The 16391-nt window shown below is 66.2% G+C and carries 19 protein-coding genes; 13 read left to right on the plus strand and 6 right to left on the minus strand.

What is annotated here, in order from left to right; translation table 11 throughout:
- Position 1: 1 nt before the first annotated feature.
- Positions 2-715, minus strand: a complete 714-nt coding sequence (locus tag AC1DR6_RS14390; RefSeq protein ID WP_476829921.1) for an ABC transporter ATP-binding protein — start codon at positions 713-715, stop codon at positions 2-4.
- 150 nt (positions 716-865) lie between these two features.
- On the opposite strand from AC1DR6_RS14390, the gene AC1DR6_RS14395 reads away from it, so the two are divergent.
- The 4 genes from AC1DR6_RS14395 to AC1DR6_RS14410 all read left to right on the plus strand — a co-directional run bounded on the left by AC1DR6_RS14395 (position 866) and on the right by AC1DR6_RS14410 (position 3692).
- Positions 866-1498, plus strand: a complete 633-nt coding sequence (locus AC1DR6_RS14395) for an arylesterase (RefSeq protein WP_476829978.1) — start codon at positions 866-868, stop codon at positions 1496-1498.
- 75 nt (positions 1499-1573) lie between these two features.
- Complete coding sequence (locus tag AC1DR6_RS14400; protein WP_476829922.1) at positions 1574-2629, plus strand: NADP(H)-dependent aldo-keto reductase; 1056 nt, start codon at positions 1574-1576, stop codon at positions 2627-2629.
- Positions 2630-2826: 197 nt separating this feature from the next.
- Positions 2827-3399 carry an RNA 2',3'-cyclic phosphodiesterase gene (gene thpR / locus AC1DR6_RS14405; protein ID WP_476829923.1) on the plus strand — a complete coding sequence of 191 codons (573 nt, stop codon included), beginning with the start codon at positions 2827-2829 and terminating at the stop codon, positions 3397-3399.
- Positions 3396-3692 carry a 4a-hydroxytetrahydrobiopterin dehydratase gene (locus tag AC1DR6_RS14410; protein ID WP_476829924.1) on the plus strand — a complete coding sequence of 99 codons (297 nt, stop codon included), beginning with the start codon at positions 3396-3398 and terminating at the stop codon, positions 3690-3692. The genes thpR and AC1DR6_RS14410 overlap by 4 nt, the downstream gene beginning before the upstream one ends.
- Positions 3693-3701: 9 nt before the next feature.
- Here the strand turns inward: AC1DR6_RS14410 and AC1DR6_RS14415 are convergent, their stop codons facing one another.
- Positions 3702-4361, minus strand: a complete 660-nt coding sequence (locus tag AC1DR6_RS14415) for an RluA family pseudouridine synthase (RefSeq protein ID WP_476829979.1) — start codon at positions 4359-4361, stop codon at positions 3702-3704.
- Between the two features lie 190 nt (positions 4362-4551).
- Between AC1DR6_RS14415 and ftsY the strand changes: the two genes are divergently transcribed.
- Positions 4552-5811 (plus strand): signal recognition particle-docking protein FtsY, encoded by a 1260-nt coding sequence (gene ftsY / locus AC1DR6_RS14420; RefSeq protein WP_476829925.1) that lies wholly within the window; start codon positions 4552-4554, stop codon positions 5809-5811.
- Between the two features lie 53 nt (positions 5812-5864).
- Entirely contained in the window at positions 5865-6467 is a 603-nt protein-coding gene (locus AC1DR6_RS14425; RefSeq protein WP_476829980.1) for a septation protein A, read from the plus strand.
- A gap of 16 nt (positions 6468-6483) precedes the next feature.
- Here AC1DR6_RS14425 and AC1DR6_RS14430 read toward each other — a convergent pair whose 3' ends face one another.
- Positions 6484-7269, minus strand: coding sequence for an SDR family NAD(P)-dependent oxidoreductase (locus AC1DR6_RS14430; RefSeq protein WP_476829926.1), 786 nt, complete (start codon positions 7267-7269; stop codon positions 6484-6486).
- 179 nt (positions 7270-7448) lie between these two features.
- Here AC1DR6_RS14430 and AC1DR6_RS14435 point away from each other — a divergent pair, with 179 nt between their 5' ends.
- A complete protein-coding gene (locus AC1DR6_RS14435; RefSeq protein ID WP_476829927.1) occupies positions 7449-7823 on the plus strand; it encodes a YkvA family protein in 375 nt (124 codons plus the stop codon).
- An 8-nt stretch (positions 7824-7831) separates the two neighbouring features.
- On the opposite strand, the gene AC1DR6_RS14440 is transcribed toward AC1DR6_RS14435, so the two are convergent.
- Positions 7832-8806 (minus strand): NADPH:quinone oxidoreductase family protein, encoded by a 975-nt coding sequence (locus AC1DR6_RS14440; RefSeq protein WP_476829928.1) that lies wholly within the window; start codon positions 8804-8806, stop codon positions 7832-7834.
- Between the two features lie 191 nt (positions 8807-8997).
- On the opposite strand from AC1DR6_RS14440, the gene AC1DR6_RS14445 reads away from it, so the two are divergent.
- From AC1DR6_RS14445 to AC1DR6_RS14455, 3 genes are all read left to right on the plus strand, one after another.
- Positions 8998-9597 carry an invasion associated locus B family protein gene (locus AC1DR6_RS14445; RefSeq protein WP_476829929.1) on the plus strand — a complete coding sequence of 200 codons (600 nt, stop codon included), beginning with the start codon at positions 8998-9000 and terminating at the stop codon, positions 9595-9597.
- Positions 9598-9854: 257 nt separating this feature from the next.
- Positions 9855-11090 carry a dual-specificity RNA methyltransferase RlmN gene (rlmN, locus tag AC1DR6_RS14450; protein ID WP_476829930.1) on the plus strand — a complete coding sequence of 412 codons (1236 nt, stop codon included), beginning with the start codon at positions 9855-9857 and terminating at the stop codon, positions 11088-11090.
- Between the two features lie 20 nt (positions 11091-11110).
- Positions 11111-11605 carry a hypothetical protein gene (locus tag AC1DR6_RS14455; protein ID WP_476829931.1) on the plus strand — a complete coding sequence of 165 codons (495 nt, stop codon included), beginning with the start codon at positions 11111-11113 and terminating at the stop codon, positions 11603-11605.
- Positions 11606-11615: 10 nt separating this feature from the next.
- On the opposite strand, the gene AC1DR6_RS14460 is transcribed toward AC1DR6_RS14455, so the two are convergent.
- Positions 11616-12305, minus strand: coding sequence for an acid phosphatase (locus tag AC1DR6_RS14460; RefSeq protein WP_476829932.1), 690 nt, complete (start codon positions 12303-12305; stop codon positions 11616-11618).
- 68 nt (positions 12306-12373) lie between these two features.
- A complete protein-coding gene (gene ggt, locus AC1DR6_RS14465; RefSeq protein WP_476829933.1) occupies positions 12374-14125 on the minus strand; it encodes a gamma-glutamyltransferase in 1752 nt (583 codons plus the stop codon).
- A 124-nt stretch (positions 14126-14249) separates the two neighbouring features.
- Here ggt and AC1DR6_RS14470 point away from each other — a divergent pair, with 124 nt between their 5' ends.
- The 3 genes from AC1DR6_RS14470 to AC1DR6_RS14480 all read left to right on the plus strand — a co-directional run bounded on the left by AC1DR6_RS14470 (position 14250) and on the right by AC1DR6_RS14480 (position 16377).
- On the plus strand, positions 14250-14852 hold the full coding sequence (locus AC1DR6_RS14470) for a LemA family protein (RefSeq protein ID WP_476829934.1): 603 nt from the start codon (positions 14250-14252) through the stop codon (positions 14850-14852).
- A 125-nt stretch (positions 14853-14977) separates the two neighbouring features.
- Positions 14978-15772, plus strand: coding sequence for a TPM domain-containing protein (locus tag AC1DR6_RS14475; RefSeq protein WP_476829935.1), 795 nt, complete (start codon positions 14978-14980; stop codon positions 15770-15772).
- Complete coding sequence (locus tag AC1DR6_RS14480) at positions 15772-16377, plus strand: TPM domain-containing protein (RefSeq protein WP_476829936.1); 606 nt, start codon at positions 15772-15774, stop codon at positions 16375-16377. Before AC1DR6_RS14475 ends, AC1DR6_RS14480 begins: the two co-directional genes overlap by 1 nt.
- The last annotated feature ends 14 nt before the right edge of the window (positions 16378-16391 follow it).

Consider the following 16391-nt stretch of genomic DNA (forward strand, 5'->3'; position numbering starts at 1 on the left):
GTCAAACAACCGCGTCGGCGTCTTCGGTCTCGATCACGCCTGAGCGCAGCCTGACCGTCCGCTCGCAGAGCGCCGCCAGCGCCAGATCATGGGTGACCAGGACGAGGGTGGCGCCGCGCTCGCGCTTCAGCGCGAAGATCAGGTCGACGATGGAGCGGCCGGTCGCCTCGTCGAGATTGCCGGTGGGCTCGTCGGCGACCAGGATCGCCGGGTCGGGCGCGACGGCGCGCGCAATCGCGACGCGCTGCTGCTCGCCGCCTGAGAGCTGGGCCGGGTAATGGTCCATGCGCTCGCCGAGTCCGACATTGCGCAGCTCGGCTTCGGCGCGAGAAAGCGCGTCCGCGATGCCCGCCAGTTCCAGCGGCAGCGCGACGTTCTCGCGCGCCGTCATGGTGGGCACGAGATGAAAGGACTGGAAGACGATACCGATATGGCGCCCGCGAAAGATCGCCAGCCCATCCTCGTCCAGCGCGCCGAGATCCTGGCCGGCGACCTTGACCATCCCGGAATCGGGGCGCTCCAGACCAGCCATCGTCATCAGCAGGGTCGACTTGCCGGAACCGGATGGGCCGACGAGGCCGGTCGCCTCGCCATCGTTTAGCGACACCGAGACGCCCTTGAGGATATGGACGCGGGCGGCTCCGCGCCCCAGACTGAGTTGGACATCCCGCAACTCGATCGCCGAGTGAGAGCTTTGGCCGGCCGCTTGATTCATCGCGTCATGATCCCGACTTCACCCTTCATGCTAACCCACACCGATATTTCGATCCCGCTCCGCAAAGCCGGCGGATCGCCGCGCAGTCTGCGGCCATATGGGCGCGCTCGCCCCGTTCTCCAATCGCTGCGGCGGATTTTCGGGCTGGCGATGCTGTGCCTGGTACTTCCGGTCGCGGTTTCACAGGCACAGACTCCCATGCCATCACCAGCTGGAAAGACGCTGAAGCTCGTGGCTCTCGGCGATTCGCTCACCGCAGGCTACAATCTGGCGGCCAGCGCGGCCTTTCCGGTCGTGCTGGAGAAGGCCTTGCGCGACAAGGGCCTTGCTGTCGAAATCGTGAATGCGGGCGTGTCCGGAGATACCACCCAGGGTGGGCTGGAGCGCGTGGAATGGTCGGTGCCGGACGGAACCGACGGCGTGATTCTGGAGCTCGGTGCCAACGACGCCCTTCGCGGGATCGACCCGCCCCTGCCGCGCCGGGCGCTGGAGACGATCATCGCTCGGCTGAAGGAGCGAAACATTCCGGTAATGCTTGCCGGCATGTATGCGCCGCGCAATCTCGGCGCCGAATACACCCGGCGCTTCGACGCGATCTATCCGGAGCTTGCGCAGAAATACGGACTGGTGCTTTACCCGTTCTTTCTGGAGGGCATCGCTGGCGACAAGGCGCTGAACCAGGCGGATGGGCTTCATCCCACGGTCGAGGGCGTCAAGGTCATCGTTCGTAACATCCTGCCCACGGTCGAGCGGTTCATCGCCACCCTGCCCGCCAAGCCCTGATCTCCTTCCGATCCGCGTTTCGCGGATTTCCCTCAACGCCCTACGGCCTGCCGGCCTTTCCGGAGTCGCTTTCCCATGGATTATCGCCGTCTCGGCCGCACAGACCTCCAGGTCTCGGTCATCTGCCTGGGAACCATGACCTGGGGTGAGCAGAACACCGAGGCCGAAGGCCACGCCCAGATGGATTATGCCGTCGAGCAGGGCATCAATTTCTTCGACACCGCCGAGCTCTACGCGATCCCGCCCCGGCCCGAGACGCAAGGCTCGACCGAGCGGATCATCGGGACCTGGTTCAAGGCGCGCGGCAACCGCGACAAGATCATCCTGGCGTCCAAGGTCTGCGGTCGCGGCGGCAACACCTGGTTCCGCGACGACAAGAGCCCGACACGGGTGACCCGCAAGCAGATTCATGAGGCGGTCGAAAAGAGCCTGAAGCGGCTCCAGACCGACTATATCGACCTGTACCAGCTGCATTTCCCGGAACGACCGATGCCTTGGGGTTCCAACCCCACGCGCTTCGATGCGGCGGCCTATCAGCCCGCGGACGACGAGACCTCGATCCCTGAGCAGCTCGACGCCTTTGGGGAGCTGGTGAAGGCCGGGAAGATCCGCCATCTCGGCCTCTCCAACGAAAGCGCCTGGGGCACGATGCGCTTCGTCACCGATTCGGAGGCCCGCGGCACGCCGCGCGTGCAATCGATCCAGAACACCTACAGCCTGCTCAACCGCACTTTCGAGACAGCGCTGGCCGAGGTCGCGCTGCATGAGAATGTCGGTCTGCTGGCCTATTCGCCGCTGGCGCAAGGTTTCCTCACGGGGAAATATCTGGATGGCGCGCGCCCGGCCGGCGCCCGTACCACGCTGTTCGACCGGGGCCAGCGCTACCAGACGGCCGGCACTGAAGATGCGATCAAGCGCTACATCGCAGTGGCGCGCGAAGCGGGGCTCGACCCGGCACAGATGGCGCTGGCTTTCGTCAACGGCCGATCCTTCGTCACGTCGAACATCATCGGCGCGACCTCGATGGAACAGCTCAGGACCGACATCGCCTCGATCGACGTCAAGCTTTCGCCGGATGTCGTGGCGCAGATCGACGCCGTGCATCAGCTGGTGGGCAATCCCTGCCCGTAACGGCGGCGGTCATTCTCGGGCGAAGCTTTGCTTCGGCCCGAGAAACTCTCGCCTGAGGGGTGCTGGAGCCGCTTCCGGCACGAGATGCTTAGGTCTGGCCCGAGCATGACGCGCGTGAGGGCAAAAGCGGTTCCCTTGAGCGGGCTTGGCGCTTACCGTCTCGCCAGAGTCACATTGGCTTGGCAGGAATCATGGTCATGCCGAGGCTGTTCATCGCTCTGGAAATTCCCGCCGACGTCGCAGCGCGACTGACGCTGCATCGTGGCGGATTATCGGGCGCGCGCTGGATCGAGGCGCCGGACTATCACGTCACGCTACGCTTTCTCGGCGATGTCGACCGGCGGATGGCCAACGATGTCGACCAGATGCTGGCCGACATCACGGCCTACCCGTTCGATGTCGCGCTCGATGCGCTAGGCAGCTTCGGCGGCGACAAGCCGCGCGCAGTCTTCGCCCGCGTGCAGCCGAGCAAGGTCCTGTCCGATCTGCAGGGCGACATCGAGCGCCAGATGCGCAAGATCGGCTTGCCGGCGGAAGGGCGCAAATTCGTGCCGCATGTTACGCTCGCCCGGCTGCGAGACACCGCGCCGGCCGAGGTCGCGCATCATCTGAGCCTGCACCCGATCGTGCACCCGATCGTGTTCACGGCCCGGCGTGTCGCGCTGATGTCGTCGCGCGATTCGATCGGCGGCGGGCCTTATGTGCTGGAGGCCGCCTATCCGCTCGGGCCGGCCTATCCCAACCGCCTGCCGCGCGAGATGCGGCGATGATTCGGCCCAAGCGCCTTTCGCCCGAAGCACGGGCCGAGGCGCTCGCGACCTTGACGGGCTGGAAGCCGGCGGAGGGGCGCGAAGCCATCACCAAGCGCTTCCTCTTCCGCGATTTCAGCGAGGCGTTCGGCTGGATGACGCGGGTCGCGCTCCTAGCCGAGACGATGAACCATCACCCCGAATGGTCGAACGTCTACCGGACGGTGACCGTGACGCTGGCGACGCACGATGCCGGCGGGCTGACCGAACTCGACGTCAGGCTGGCGCGCGCCGTGGATGCGCTGGCGAGCTGAGCAGCGGCATCAACCGCTCCAGCCGCAGGCGCGCAATGCGGCCAACATATGCTCCGGCGCAGGCGCCTCGACGACGATAGGGTCGCGCTTCTTGTAAAGCGGAACGCTGATGGCGCGGGCGTGCAAGTGCAGGCCCGGCCCGCCCTCACGGGGGGCATCGCCATAGATCTCGTCTCCCAGCATCGGCCAACCGCTTGCCTGACAGTGGACGCGTAACTGATGCGTGCGGCCTGTCAGCGGCTCCATCGCAAGCCAGGCGATGGGCGCATCGCCCAGATGGCCGCGGCCGAGGACGGTATAGCGCGTCTGCGAGGGCAGGCCGGCGGGATCGACCTTCATCCACCAGCCGAGATCGGGCGATCGGCGGGCCAGCGCCAGGTCGATCAAACCTTCGTCGTCGGCAGGCTCGCCTTTTACGATCGCCCAGTAGGTCTTGCCGATCTTGCCATCACGAAACATCTGGTTGAGATCGGCCATCGCGCGGGGATGCCGGCCGAGCACGAGGCAGCCGGAGGTGTCCTTGTCGAGCCGGTGCGCCGCTTCCGGCCGTCGCGGCAGCCCGAAGCGCAGCGCGTCGAGATGGTCGGTGAGAACCGGGATGACGCGGCGCTTGGCCTGCGGGCCGCGATGAACGGGCAAGCCTGCCGGCTTGTCGATGACCAGGATCATGGCGTCGCGATAAAGCAGCGGCAGCGGCGGCTCGGCTTCGACCTGCCCTTGCGCTTTCGCGTGATCCACGGCTTGCGAATTGTCTGGTCGGTCCGGCTGCACCATGTCATGGCGATAGCGCGCTTTCCGTGCGACCGGAACGGCCGGGCGAGATAAAAATGGGCGCAGATACGACGATGCCAGGGTTGCGATGAGCGAGACCGAACCGAAAAAGCGCGGCTTCTTTTCAAAGCTGTTCGGGCTTGAGGACGAACCGGAGAAGCCCCAGCCGGAAGCCGAGACTGCTTCCACGCCGCTCGACGAGGCGCAGGCGGAATTTCTCGACGCGGCTTTGGCTCTGGGTATTCCGGTCGACATTCCGGCTGCCGAACCCGTCCAAACCTCCGATTTGGCGCAGCCCTCAGAGGTAGCGGGGAGTGATCCGGTCCCGGTCGCTGCTCCGAGCCTTGCCGAGATCGTTCCGGTTTCCACCATCGCCCCGATCCCGGTTTCCGAGGCGGCCGGCGAACCGAAGCGGAGTTGGTGGCGCCGGCTGACGGAGGGGCTGTCGCGCACCTCCTCGGCTCTGACGACGGGAATCACCGAGCTCTTCACCAAGCGCAAGCTCGACGCCGGCACGCTCGAGGACCTCGAAGACATCCTGATCCAGGCCGATCTCGGGCTCGCGACCTCTGCGCGAATCGCCAAGGCGGTCGGCGAAGGCCGCTACGACAAGCAGATCGACCCCACCGAGGTTCGGACGATCCTGGCGCGGGAGGTGGAAGCGATCCTGACGCCGGTCGCCCGTCCGCTGGCGATCGACGCCACGAAAAAGCCGTTCGTCGTCCTGATGGTCGGTGTCAATGGCTCAGGCAAGACCACCACGATCGGCAAGCTCGCCGCGAAGTTCCGGGCCGAGGGCAAGTCGGTGATGCTGGCGGCCGGCGACACCTTCCGCGCCGCGGCGATCGAGCAGTTGCGTGTCTGGGGCGAGCGCACCGGGGCCGAGGTCGTCTTCGGCCAGCAGGGCGCGGATGCGTCCGGGCTCGCCTTCGAGGCGTTGCAGAAAGCCAAAGCCAACGGCACCGACGTGCTTCTGGTCGACACCGCCGGGCGCTTGCAGAACAAGCAGGGGCTGATGGACGAGCTCGCCAAGGTGGTGCGGGTCATCCGCAAGCAGGATGCGGCCGCGCCCCATGCGGCGCTGCTCGTGCTCGACGCCACAGTCGGCCAGAACGCGATCAGTCAGGTTGAGGCTTTCCGCAGCACGGCGGGCGTCACGGGTCTGGTGATGACCAAGCTCGACGGCACGGCGCGCGGCGGCATTCTGGTGGCGCTGGCGGCGCAGTTCGGGCTTCCGGTGCATTTTATCGGCGTCGGCGAGGGCGTCGAGGATCTGGAGCCGTTCTCGGCGCGCGATTTCGCCCGCGCGGTGGCCGGCATGGACGCACATTCGGGAGAAGCGGCGTGAGCGACGGCGCAAGTGAGACACAGGCCGTTGCGGTCGAGGCGGCCAAGGGCGGGATCGGCAAGGGCAGGGCGGTCAGCCCGTTGCTCAAGCTCGCGCTCGAATTCGGACCGCTGGCGATCTTCTTTTTCGCCAATGCCTATGGCGACCGGGTGTTCCACGTCACCGAGGACCGGCGCATCTTCGTCGCGACGGGCATTTTCATCGCCGCATCGCTGATCGCGCTGGCATTGTCGCGCATTCTGATGGGCTATCTGCCGCGCATGGCGATGGTGAACGCGGTCGTCGTGACGGTGTTCGGCGGGCTGACGTTGGCGCTGGACGACGCCTTCTTCATCAAGGTCAAGCCGACCATCGTCAACGCGCTGTTCGGCTGCGTGCTGCTGGGCGGGCTGTTCTTCGGGCGCTCGCTGCTCTCGCTGGTGCTGGAGACCGTGCTGCAGCTCGACGAGGAGGGCTGGCGCAAGCTGACCTTGCGCTGGGGGCTGTTCTTCTTCGTTCTGGCGGTGCTGAACGAGGTGGTCTGGCGCACGCAGACCCAGGATTTCTGGGTCGCCTTCAAGGTCTGGGGCGTGATGCCGCTGACCATGATCTTTGCGCTGTCGCAGACGCCGTTGATCCTGAAGCACGAGATCAAGCCGGCGAAAACCGAGGAGTAGGACCGGCTCCGCCGGCTTACTTCGCGGCCATCCTCAAGGCGCCGTCGAGGCGGATCGAGGTGCCGTTCAGCATGTCGTTCTCGATGATGCTGCGGGCGAGCGCGGCGTATTCCTCAGGCTTGCCGAGGCGGGACGGGTGCGGCACCGAGACGGCCAGCGAGGCCTTCGCTTCGTCGGGCAGCCCGGCGAACATCGGCGTCTCGAACAGGCCCGGCATGATCGTGACGATCCGGATGCCGAACGAAGCAAGGTCGCGCGCGATCGGCAGCGTCATGCCGGCGACGCCCGCCTTCGATGCGGCATAGGCGGCCTGGCCGATCTGGCCATCCTGCGCCGCGACCGAGGCCGTGCAGACGATGACGCCGCGCCCGCCGTCCGGCGTCACCGGATCGAGCGCGGCCATCGCGGCCGCCGCCTTGGCGATGACGCGGAAGGTGCCGACGAGGTTGATCGCGACGGCTTTCTCGAAGGTCGCCAGGTCGTGCGCGATCAATTCGCCCGTCTCGCGCTTTTTCGAGACGACGCGGCGGCCGGGCGCGATGCCGGCGCAATTCACGACGATCCGGGCGACGCCATGAGCGTCCCGCGCTTTCGCTAGGGCCTCATCGACGGACGTCTCGCTGGTGACATCGCAAGGGCAGAACAAGCCACCGATCTCGCCAGCCACGGCTTTCCCCCGCTCGGCATTCAGATCGAATAACGCGACCTTGACGCCCTGGCCGGCCAGCATGCGAGCCGTCGCCTCGCCGAGTCCGGAGGCGCCACCGGTCACGATGGCGGCGAGCGACGAATCGAGTTTCATGACGCGTTTCCTGGATTGTCCGGGCTGAACTCCGGTTTAGAGGGCGCGCAACCCGCCGCAAAGCGGGTTTTCGGCCGAGCCTCTTGTGCAGCTTTGCGTCGGGGCCATCTTTCGACATGGCGCGTTTCGAGGGGTCGAGCGATCATTGGCGCCACACCGATCCAAGGAGGCAGACAGGGATGAGCCCAGGTTTCAGCGCCCGTTTCAGCCGCGACGAGATCGCGGCGATCCGTGACAGCCTGCGCGACGAGGCGAAGTTCGGCTCCGACTTCATGAGCCGGCTGAAGCGCGTGGCCAAGCGCATTCCCTTCACAGAGGATTTGCTGGCGGCATGGTTCTGCACGCGCGATCCGCAGACCCCGCGCCGCGTGCGGCTGACGCTGCTGGCGGCGCTCGGCTATTTCGTGCTGCCGATCGATGCGATTCCCGACTTCCTGCCGCTGATCGGCTTTACCGACGACGCAGCGGTCATCGCCGCCGCGATCGCGGCCGTGGCGGGTTCAATCAAGCCGGAGCATCGCGAGCAGGCCCGGCAGGCGCTGGCGGACCTCTGAGGCTGCTTTCAGAAGGTCAGCACGACCTTGCCCTTCGCCTTGCGGTCGCCGATTAGCGCGTAAGCTTCGCTCCAGCGCTCGACCGGGACCGCGGCGTGGACATGGGCGCGTATCTTGCCGTCCGCCGCCCAGCCCAGCAGCCTGTCCATATTGGCGCGATGGATTTCGGGTTCGCGCTTGACGAAGTCACCCCAGAAGACGCCGCGCAGATCGCAGCCCTTCAACAGAAGCAGGTTGAGCGGTATTTTCGGGATCTCGCCGCCGGCGAACCCGACGACCAGATAGCGCCCTCCCCAGGCCATGGACCGTAACGCCGGCTCGGCCAGCTCACCGCCGACCGTGTCGTAGAGCACGTCGACGCCGCGCCCCTCGGTCAATGACTTCAACCCGGCGCGGAGATCGCCTGTCCCGTAATCGATCTCGGCTTGAGCGCCGTGCTCGCGGGCGAGCGCCAGCTTGTCGGGGGAGGAGGCGCAGGCGATGACATGGGCGCCGAGCAGGGCGCCGATCTCGACGGCGGCAAGCCCCGCGCCGCCGGATGCGCCGAGGATCGCGAGCGTCTCGCCGGATTTGAGGCCGGCCCGCTGGATCAGCCCGTGCATCGCCGTGCCATAGGTAACGAAAAGGCCGGCGGCCTGCGCGTCGTCGAGCTGCCCTGGCACGCGCACCAGTGCCTCTGCCGGAACCACCACCTTTTCGCGGGCCGCGCCGTAGCCCAGCCAGACGGCGACCCGTTCCCCGATATTCCAGCCGCTGACGCCCTCGCCGATCGCGGCGATGGTGCCGGCGCATTCGGCGCAGGGCGAGAAGGGAAAGGCCGGCTTCGTCTGGTAGCGCCCCTGGATGATCAGCGTGTCGAAGAAGTTGAGGGCAGCCGCCGTCACCGAGACCACCACTTCGCCTGGTCCCGGTTGGGGGTCCGGCAGATCGCTTAGGTTCAATTCGTCGGGTGGGCCGTAATGGTCGCAGATCAAGGCCTTCATCGCGTTTCCTTCAAGCCGGATCGTACGCCAAATCCTGCCACGACGGCCTGCTCCACGGAACTGCCGCTTAGGTCGGCGTCATTCGTATTTTCGCCAGGATCGTGACACTCTATGCCGCCTGCACCGCGCAACCACGACCGGTCGGATGTGGTAAACGCGGTGTTAAGATTTTTCGTGACTGATGGCGGTCCATGAGCAGCTTGTCCTTTCGTTCTCCCGCCGCCATTTCCCGTCGATCCAGCGCGCTGAGCCTGTTGGTCGCGCTCGCGGCAGCGACCGCGCTGCCGGCGCTCGCTGCCCCGGCCAAGCCGAAGCCGGCCGCCGCCGCGCCTGCGTCCCCAGCCGGGCAAGGGCAGGCGATGCTGCTGGAGACCTCCGGCAAATGGCAGGCGTTTTCTTCGCAACAGGGCCGCTCGAAGGTCTGCTACGCGCTGTCCAAGGCCGAGACGCGCATGCCCGCCAACCTTAGGGATGTCGAGGGATTGCTGTTCATCTCGAACCGCCCGGCCGAGGGCGTGCGCAACGAAATCAGCTTCGTGATGAACTTCGACGTCAAGGAAGGTGTCGAGCATCAGGCGGTGATCGGAGCTGAGCGTTTCGCGCTTGTCGCCAAGGGCAAGAACATGTGGCTGAAGAACCCGGCCGAGGAGCCGCGCATGCTCGACGCGATGCGCAAGGGCGCCGGGCTCGAGATCAAGGCGGCCTCGAAGCGCGGCAACGGAACTAGTGATAAATACTCGCTCTCCGGCATGGCCCAGGTACTGAAGAAGGCCGACGACGCCTGCAAGTAAGGCACCGGGTTTTTCGCGGTCGTCTGTCTATCGAGCCCTCATCCTGAGGAGCCGCGTCAGCGGCGTCTCGAAGGATGATCCAGATGGTTGCGCAGCCTCCTGAAACATCCTTCGAGACGCCATTCCTCCCGGAATGGCTCCTCAGGATGAGGGCTGAGGAATAGCCTGCAGCTTCAACCGCTTCGCTTTGAGCGCCGGATATGCTATGGCGCTGCCATCGACGGGCGCCATGGGCGCCGATCCGAGCAGAGTTTCCGATGTCCGTGTCCGTTTCCCCGATGGCCGCTCCGGCGGCCGAACCCGTTTTGCGGAGGCCTTCGCTGGTCGGCCGCACGCGCGCCGGCATGGCAGACGCGCTGGCCGAGATCGGCGTGTCTGAGAAGGAACGGCGCATGCGCGTCGGCCAGCTCTGGAACTGGGTCTATCATTACGGCGTGCGCGATTTCGACGCGATGACGACGATCGGCAAGGGCCTGCGCGCCCAACTCGCCGAGCACTTCTCGCTTGATCTGCCCGAGGTGACAGTCGAGCAGGTTTCGACCGACGGCACCCGCAAATGGCTGATGCGCATGCCCTCGACGGGACCGCATGATCGCGGCGCCGAGATCGAATGCGTCTATATCCCCGAGGTCGATCGCGGCACGCTCTGCGTCTCCAGCCAGGTCGGCTGCACGCTGACCTGCACCTTTTGCCACACCGGCACGCAGCGCCTGGTGCGCAACCTCACCACCGAGGAGATCGTCGCGCAGTTGATGGTGGCGCGCGAGCGGCTCGGCGATTTTCCCAACCGCTTGCCGCCGCAGGGCGCCTTCGTGCCGAACGATGGCGGGCGCTTCATCACCAACATCGTCTTCATGGGCATGGGCGAGCCGCTTTATAATTTCGACGGCGTGCGCGATGCAATTGATGTGATCTCGGACGATCAGGGCATTTCGATCGGGCGCCGGCGCATCACGGTCTCGACCTCAGGCGTCGTGCCGCAGATCGGCCCGCTTGGCGATCAGATGGGCACCATGCTGGCGATCTCGCTGCATGCCGTACGCGACGATCTCCGCAACGAGCTGGTGCCGCTGAACAAGAAATACCCGATCGAGGATTTGATGGAGGCCTGCCGGAATTATCCGGGGCTGACCAACTCCAAGCGCATCACTTTCGAATACGTCATGCTGAAGGGCGTAAACGATTCCGATGCCGAGGCGCGGGAGCTGGTGCGCCTGCTCAAGGGCATTCCGGCGAAGATTAACCTGATCCCGTTCAATCCCTGGCCCGGCACAAAATACGAATGCTCGGATTGGGACCGGATCGAGCGGTTTTCGGAAATCGTCTTCCGGGCCGGTTATGCGTCGCCGGTGCGCACGCCGCGTGGACGGGATATCCTCGCCGCCTGCGGTCAGCTCAAGAGCGAGACCGAGAAGCTCTCCGTGCGCGCCCGGCTGATGCTGGATCAGGAGCAGGCGAGCGAGGCTGCGGCGCCTGCCGTCGCGGCCGAATAACTCAAGCGAGGAATAAGTCCTTGGCCTTGCGCTGGCTGCTGCTGATCCCGTTCGCGTGCCTCATTGCGATGGGCGCCGGATTGTTCGCGCTGGGCGCGGCCAGCGTCGCGTCTCCGGCGGTGGCGCTGACCATCGGCGGCGGCATCGAGCGGCTTCTCGACATCATCTTCGGGCTCGCCGATAGCGGCATCGACCCGGCGCCGGCCGCTCAGGCGGCTTTCGCGCTGGTGACGCGGCTCGGCTTTGCGATCATCGTCGCGCCAGTTGTCGTCGTCGCCCTCTTCGCGGAGTTGTTCCGGCTGCGCAGCGGGCTGCTGCAGAGCGGCGCGACAGGACTGCTGGCGGCATTGCTGCCGCTCGCCATGCTCAAGCTGTCGCGGGCGCCGAGCCAGGCCGAGCTGCAGATCATCTCCGGGCTCTTTCTGGTCGGCGTCGTCAGCGGCTTCGTCTACTGGCTGATCGCCGGGCGCGGTGCCGGCGGCGAACATGGCGCTGCCATAGCGCCACTCGCGTGATCCGCGCCTTTTAGAGGCCGAGCGCCTTGCGCAGCTCGGCCCTGGCAGCGGCGTATTCGCTCTGGAAGTCCGGCTGCTGCATGATCCGCGCGGCGATCACCGAGCCGGCGATCCGTCCGGCCTCGATGTCGGTGCGGTAATGGATGCCGCCGATCACGCGATTCCAGCCATAGGCCCAGGCCCGGTCTATGATCTCGGTCTTCTTCTCCGGCACCATGTTGGAGAGCACGATGCCCATCAGCGTGCCGACCGTGGTGTGGCCTGACGGATAGGCGCCGGAATTGGAGATCTTCACCACGGGCTTGACCAGCGGGCTCGCCTGATGCGGGCGCGGGCGCTTCCACGTGTCCTTGGCGGGGTCGACCACCGCGCCCTCCGTCTCGACGATGCGGTCGAAGAAGGCGGAGAAAAGCGGCAGCGATTCGGTCTTGAAGGCCAGGCCCATCACGTCGGCGAAGCGCCAGACGTTCTCGGTCGCGTCAGCGATGGCCTGCGCCTCCATCTCGGGCGTACGGGTGACCTGGATCGTCAGGACCTCGCCGAGCTCGGCTTTGGTCTGCGCCGAATCGGGCGCCGGCGGCGGCTTCAGGATCGTCAGCAGGTCGATGCTCTTGGCGGTGGCGAAGGGCTTGGCGTCTTCGGCATGCAAAGGCGCGGAAGCGGCGAGGAGGGCGACAAAGGCGAAGGCAAGCTTGCGCATGGCGGGCGGTCCTTCATGAAAAGCCGCGCACCGACACGCCTTCGATATGACAAGCGAATGACGAAGCGTCAGTCGCCGATCGCCACGCCCTCGCGCCGGCCATCCGCGCCGCCGAGAAAGCCCTCCGGCGTMTTGACGATGGCCTGCGTGCCGGAGGTCATCTCCAGCAGCCGGACCTCGTGGCCCATGCTTTCGAGCGCCGGCTTCCAGGCTTCGGCCTCTGTGCCCTTCTCGAGTTCGGTCGGGCCGTTGCGGCTGCCGAAATTGCCGTAGTCGACGGCAGCTTGAGGGTCCATGCGCCAATCGAGCAAGGCCACCAGCGTCTTGGCGACGAATTCGATGATCTGGCTGCCACCGGGCGAGCCCACCACCGCATAGAGCCTGCCGAAACCATCGAAGACCAGCGTCGGCGCCATCGAGGAGCGCGGGCGCTTGCCGGGCTCGACGCGGTTGGCCACCGGCTTGCCGTCCTCTTCGGGCGCGAAGTTGAAATCGGTCAGCTCGTTGTTGAGCAGGAAACCGCTTTTGGTCATCAGGCGCGCGCCGAAGCCATCCTCGATCGTCGTCGTCATCGCGACCGCATTGCCTGCGTCATCGACGACGGAGATATGGCTCGTGCCATGCTCGATGCCGTCGGACGGCGCGAGCAGCTGCGCGCGCTTGTTGGGCGGGTCGCCCGGCTTGGCGCGGCCCATCGAGCGCTCTGGATTCACCAGCAAGGCGCGCGAACGAAGATAGTCGCGGTCGATCAGCCCGCTGACGGGCACGCTGAGGAAGCCGGGATCGGCGACATAGAGATTGCGGTCGGCGAAGGCGAGGCGGCCGGCCTCGCTCAGCCAGTGCGCGGCCTCGGCGCCCGGTCCCATGCGGCGCAGATCCCGTCCTTCTACGATGCCGAGCATTTGCTGGATCGCGACGGCGCCGGAGCTGGGTGGGCCCATGCCGCAGATCCGCCAGACACGATAGTCTCCGCAGACCGGCTCGCGCTCCTCGACGGTGTAGGCTGCGAGATCGGCAAGGGTGAGGTCTCCCGGATTGGTGGGGTGGCCGGTGACGGTCGCGACGATGTCTTCCGCGATCGGCCCTTTATAAAGCGCGTCGGCACCCTGCAGCGCGATCGCGTGCAGGGTCGCCGCGAAGGCCGGGTTCTTCAGGATGGTGCCGACGGCCTTAGGTCTGCCGTCAGGCTCGTAGAAATAAGCGGCGGCGAGCGCGTTCTTGCCTAAGTCTTTCTCGCCGGCGAGAAGCCCGTTGAGCCGAGGCGAAATGGCGAAACCCTCTTCGGCCAGCTTCAGCGCCGGAGCGACGAGATCCGACAGCGGCAATCGGCCCCAGCGCCGATGCGCGTCCTCGAGCAGCTTCAGCGTGCCGGGCACGCCGACCGAACGGCCGCCGACCACCGCGTCCCGAAACGGCATCGGTTTGCCGTCTTTCATGAAGCGGTCGGGCCTGGCGGCGGACGGTGCCGTTTCTCGCCCGTCGAGCGTCGTCACTTTTTTCGAGGCCTCGTCCCAATGCACGAGGAAGGCCCCGCCGCCGATTCCGGAGCTTTGCGGCTCCACCAGATTCAGCACCAGCTGAACCGCAATGGTGGCATCGACCGCACTGCCGCCGGCGCGCAGGATCTCGCGGCCGGCAGCGGCCGCCAGCGGGTTCGCGGCYGCGACCATGTCGCGCCGGGCGGTCCCCAGGGCCTTGGTGCTGCGGCCTGTCGCGGCTTCCGGCGCAGGAGCCGTACCCTGGATCAGGGTTTGAGCCCGGGCCGGGCCGGGCGACGCCGCGAGCAGGGTGGCCAACAGCAGCAAACCATGATGGCGCATGAAACCTCCTTCAGCAGACAACCACGATAGGCCAATCGCCGTAGCCTGCCAGCTTGGATGCATGGCTTCCGGCAGGTAAGGTCCGAATCGATTTTTGCCCGACGTTGCCTAAAGGGGTTTCGGCATGTCTTTCACCGCCCAGCTTCGCCGCCCGCTCGCGTGGCTCGTTCTCGGCCTTCTTGGTCTGACGCTGGCCGGTTGCGGCTACAACAATGTGCCGACATTGGAGGAAAAGGCGAAGGCCGCCTGGTCCGAGGTGCAAAATCAGTATCAGCGCCGCGCCGACCTGATCCCCAACCTCGTCGAGACGGTGAAGGGCTATGCCGCGCAGGAGCGCGAGGTGCTGACCGCCGTGGTCGAGGCCCGGGCCAAGGCGAGCCAGGTCAAGGTCGATGCGTCCACCATCAACGATCCCGCGAAGTTCAAGGAATTCCAGGACGCGCAGAACCAGCTCAGTGGCGCGCTGGGCCGATTGCTGGTCACGGTGGAGCGCTATCCCGACCTGAAGTCGAACCAGAACTTCCTCGCGTTGCAATCGCAACTCGAAGGCACCGAGAACCGCGTCGCCGTGGCCCGGCGCGACTACATCCAGGCCGTGCAGGCCTACAATACTGAGATCAGGACCTTTCCCGGCGTGATCTGGGCCAAGTTCGTCTGGGGCGCCAAGCCGATGGAAACCTTTACAGCGACGGCCGGGGCGGACAGGCCGCCGGCGGTCAAGTTCTGAGGCGACGGCCCGTGGGGCGTATTCCGTCATGCTTGGGCTCGACCCGAGCATCTGCTGGACGAGAGTCTCCTCGACGAGATTCTCTTGGACGAGGTTTTTGGCTCTCCGCTTCGCCCCGTCCGAGAATGACGGCCCGACGGATCGTTGCGGGGCTGCTCTTTCTGCTCTTCGCTTTGCCTGCTCTCGCAGCCGATCCGAGCTATCCCGCGCTGACGGGACGGATCGTCGACAGCGCCAATCTGATCGCTCCCGAGGTGCGCCAGCGCATCGACGACAAGATCAAGGCGCATGAGGACAAGACCTCGGACCAGCTCGTGGTCGCGACGGTGCCGTCTCTGCAAGGCGTGACGATCGAGGACTACGCCAACGGCCTGTTCCGCCACTGGCAGCTCGGCCAGAAGGCGAAGAACAACGGCGTGCTGCTGCTGGTGGCGCCCAACGAGCGCAAGGTGCGCATCGAGGTCGGCTACGGGCTCGAAGGCGCGCTGACCGATGCCCTCTCCAGCGTCATCATCTCGACCGCGATTACGCCGAAGTTTCGTACCGGCGATTTCGCAGGCGGGATCGAGGCCGGGGTCGATGCCATCCTGAGCATTCTGGCGGGCGATGCCGAGCAATGGCAACGCCGCGCCGAAATCCGGACCGACGAAGCCACGCCGGCCGAGACCATCGGGGTCGTCATCGCGATGGTGCTGGTCTTCTTCTTCATCATTGCCGTCCTGCGCGGGTTGTCGCAGCAGGGCGGCGCGCAGCGCTACCGCACGCGGGACGGCCGCTGGATCGTCCTGCCGCCCAGTGCCGGCTCCGGCTGGAGCTCGGGTTCGAGCTGGGGCGGCGGAGGCGGCTGGAGTTCTGGCGGCGGCGGCTTTTCCGGCGGCGGTGGGTCATCTGGCGGCGGCGGCGCTTCGGGGAGCTGGTGATGGATGCCGCCGACAGGGATGCGATCGCCGAGGCGATCCGCCGGGCCGAAAGCCGTACCGCAGGCGAAATCGTCGTGGTGGTCGAGCGGGCCGCATCAAGCTATCGCACGGTGCCGGTCGTCATGGCGCTCGGCTTCGCGTTGCTCGTGCCGTGGCCGCTGATCGCACTGACGATGGTGAGCGCGCAGCGGATATTCCTGATCCAGCTGCTTTGTGCTGTCGTCCTGCTGGCGAGCCTGCTCTGGTATGGGCGCGGCGGCCGGTTCGTGCCCGCTTTCGTCAAGCGTCGGCGCGCCCATAGCGCAGCCCTGCGAGAATTCGTGGCGCGGGGTCTGACCCGCACACGGGGACGCACCGGCGTCCTGCTCTATATCGCCTTGCAGGAACGCTATGCCGAAGTGGTAGCCGATAGCGGCATCGATGGGCTGGTTGAGATGTCGCGCTGGGAGGCGATCATCGAACCGCTCGTCATTGCCGCGCGCGACGAGCGCTTGACGGAAGGCCTTATCGCGGCGGTCGATGCCGTCGGCGCCGTTCTGGCGCAGCATGTCCCGTCTCAGCCCGGCGATGTCGACGAACTGCCGAACAAGGTCGTGCTGCTTTAGGCCCGAAGGACAGC

The sequence above is a fragment of the Allobosea sp. P5_A5 genome, assembly GCF_056400625.1.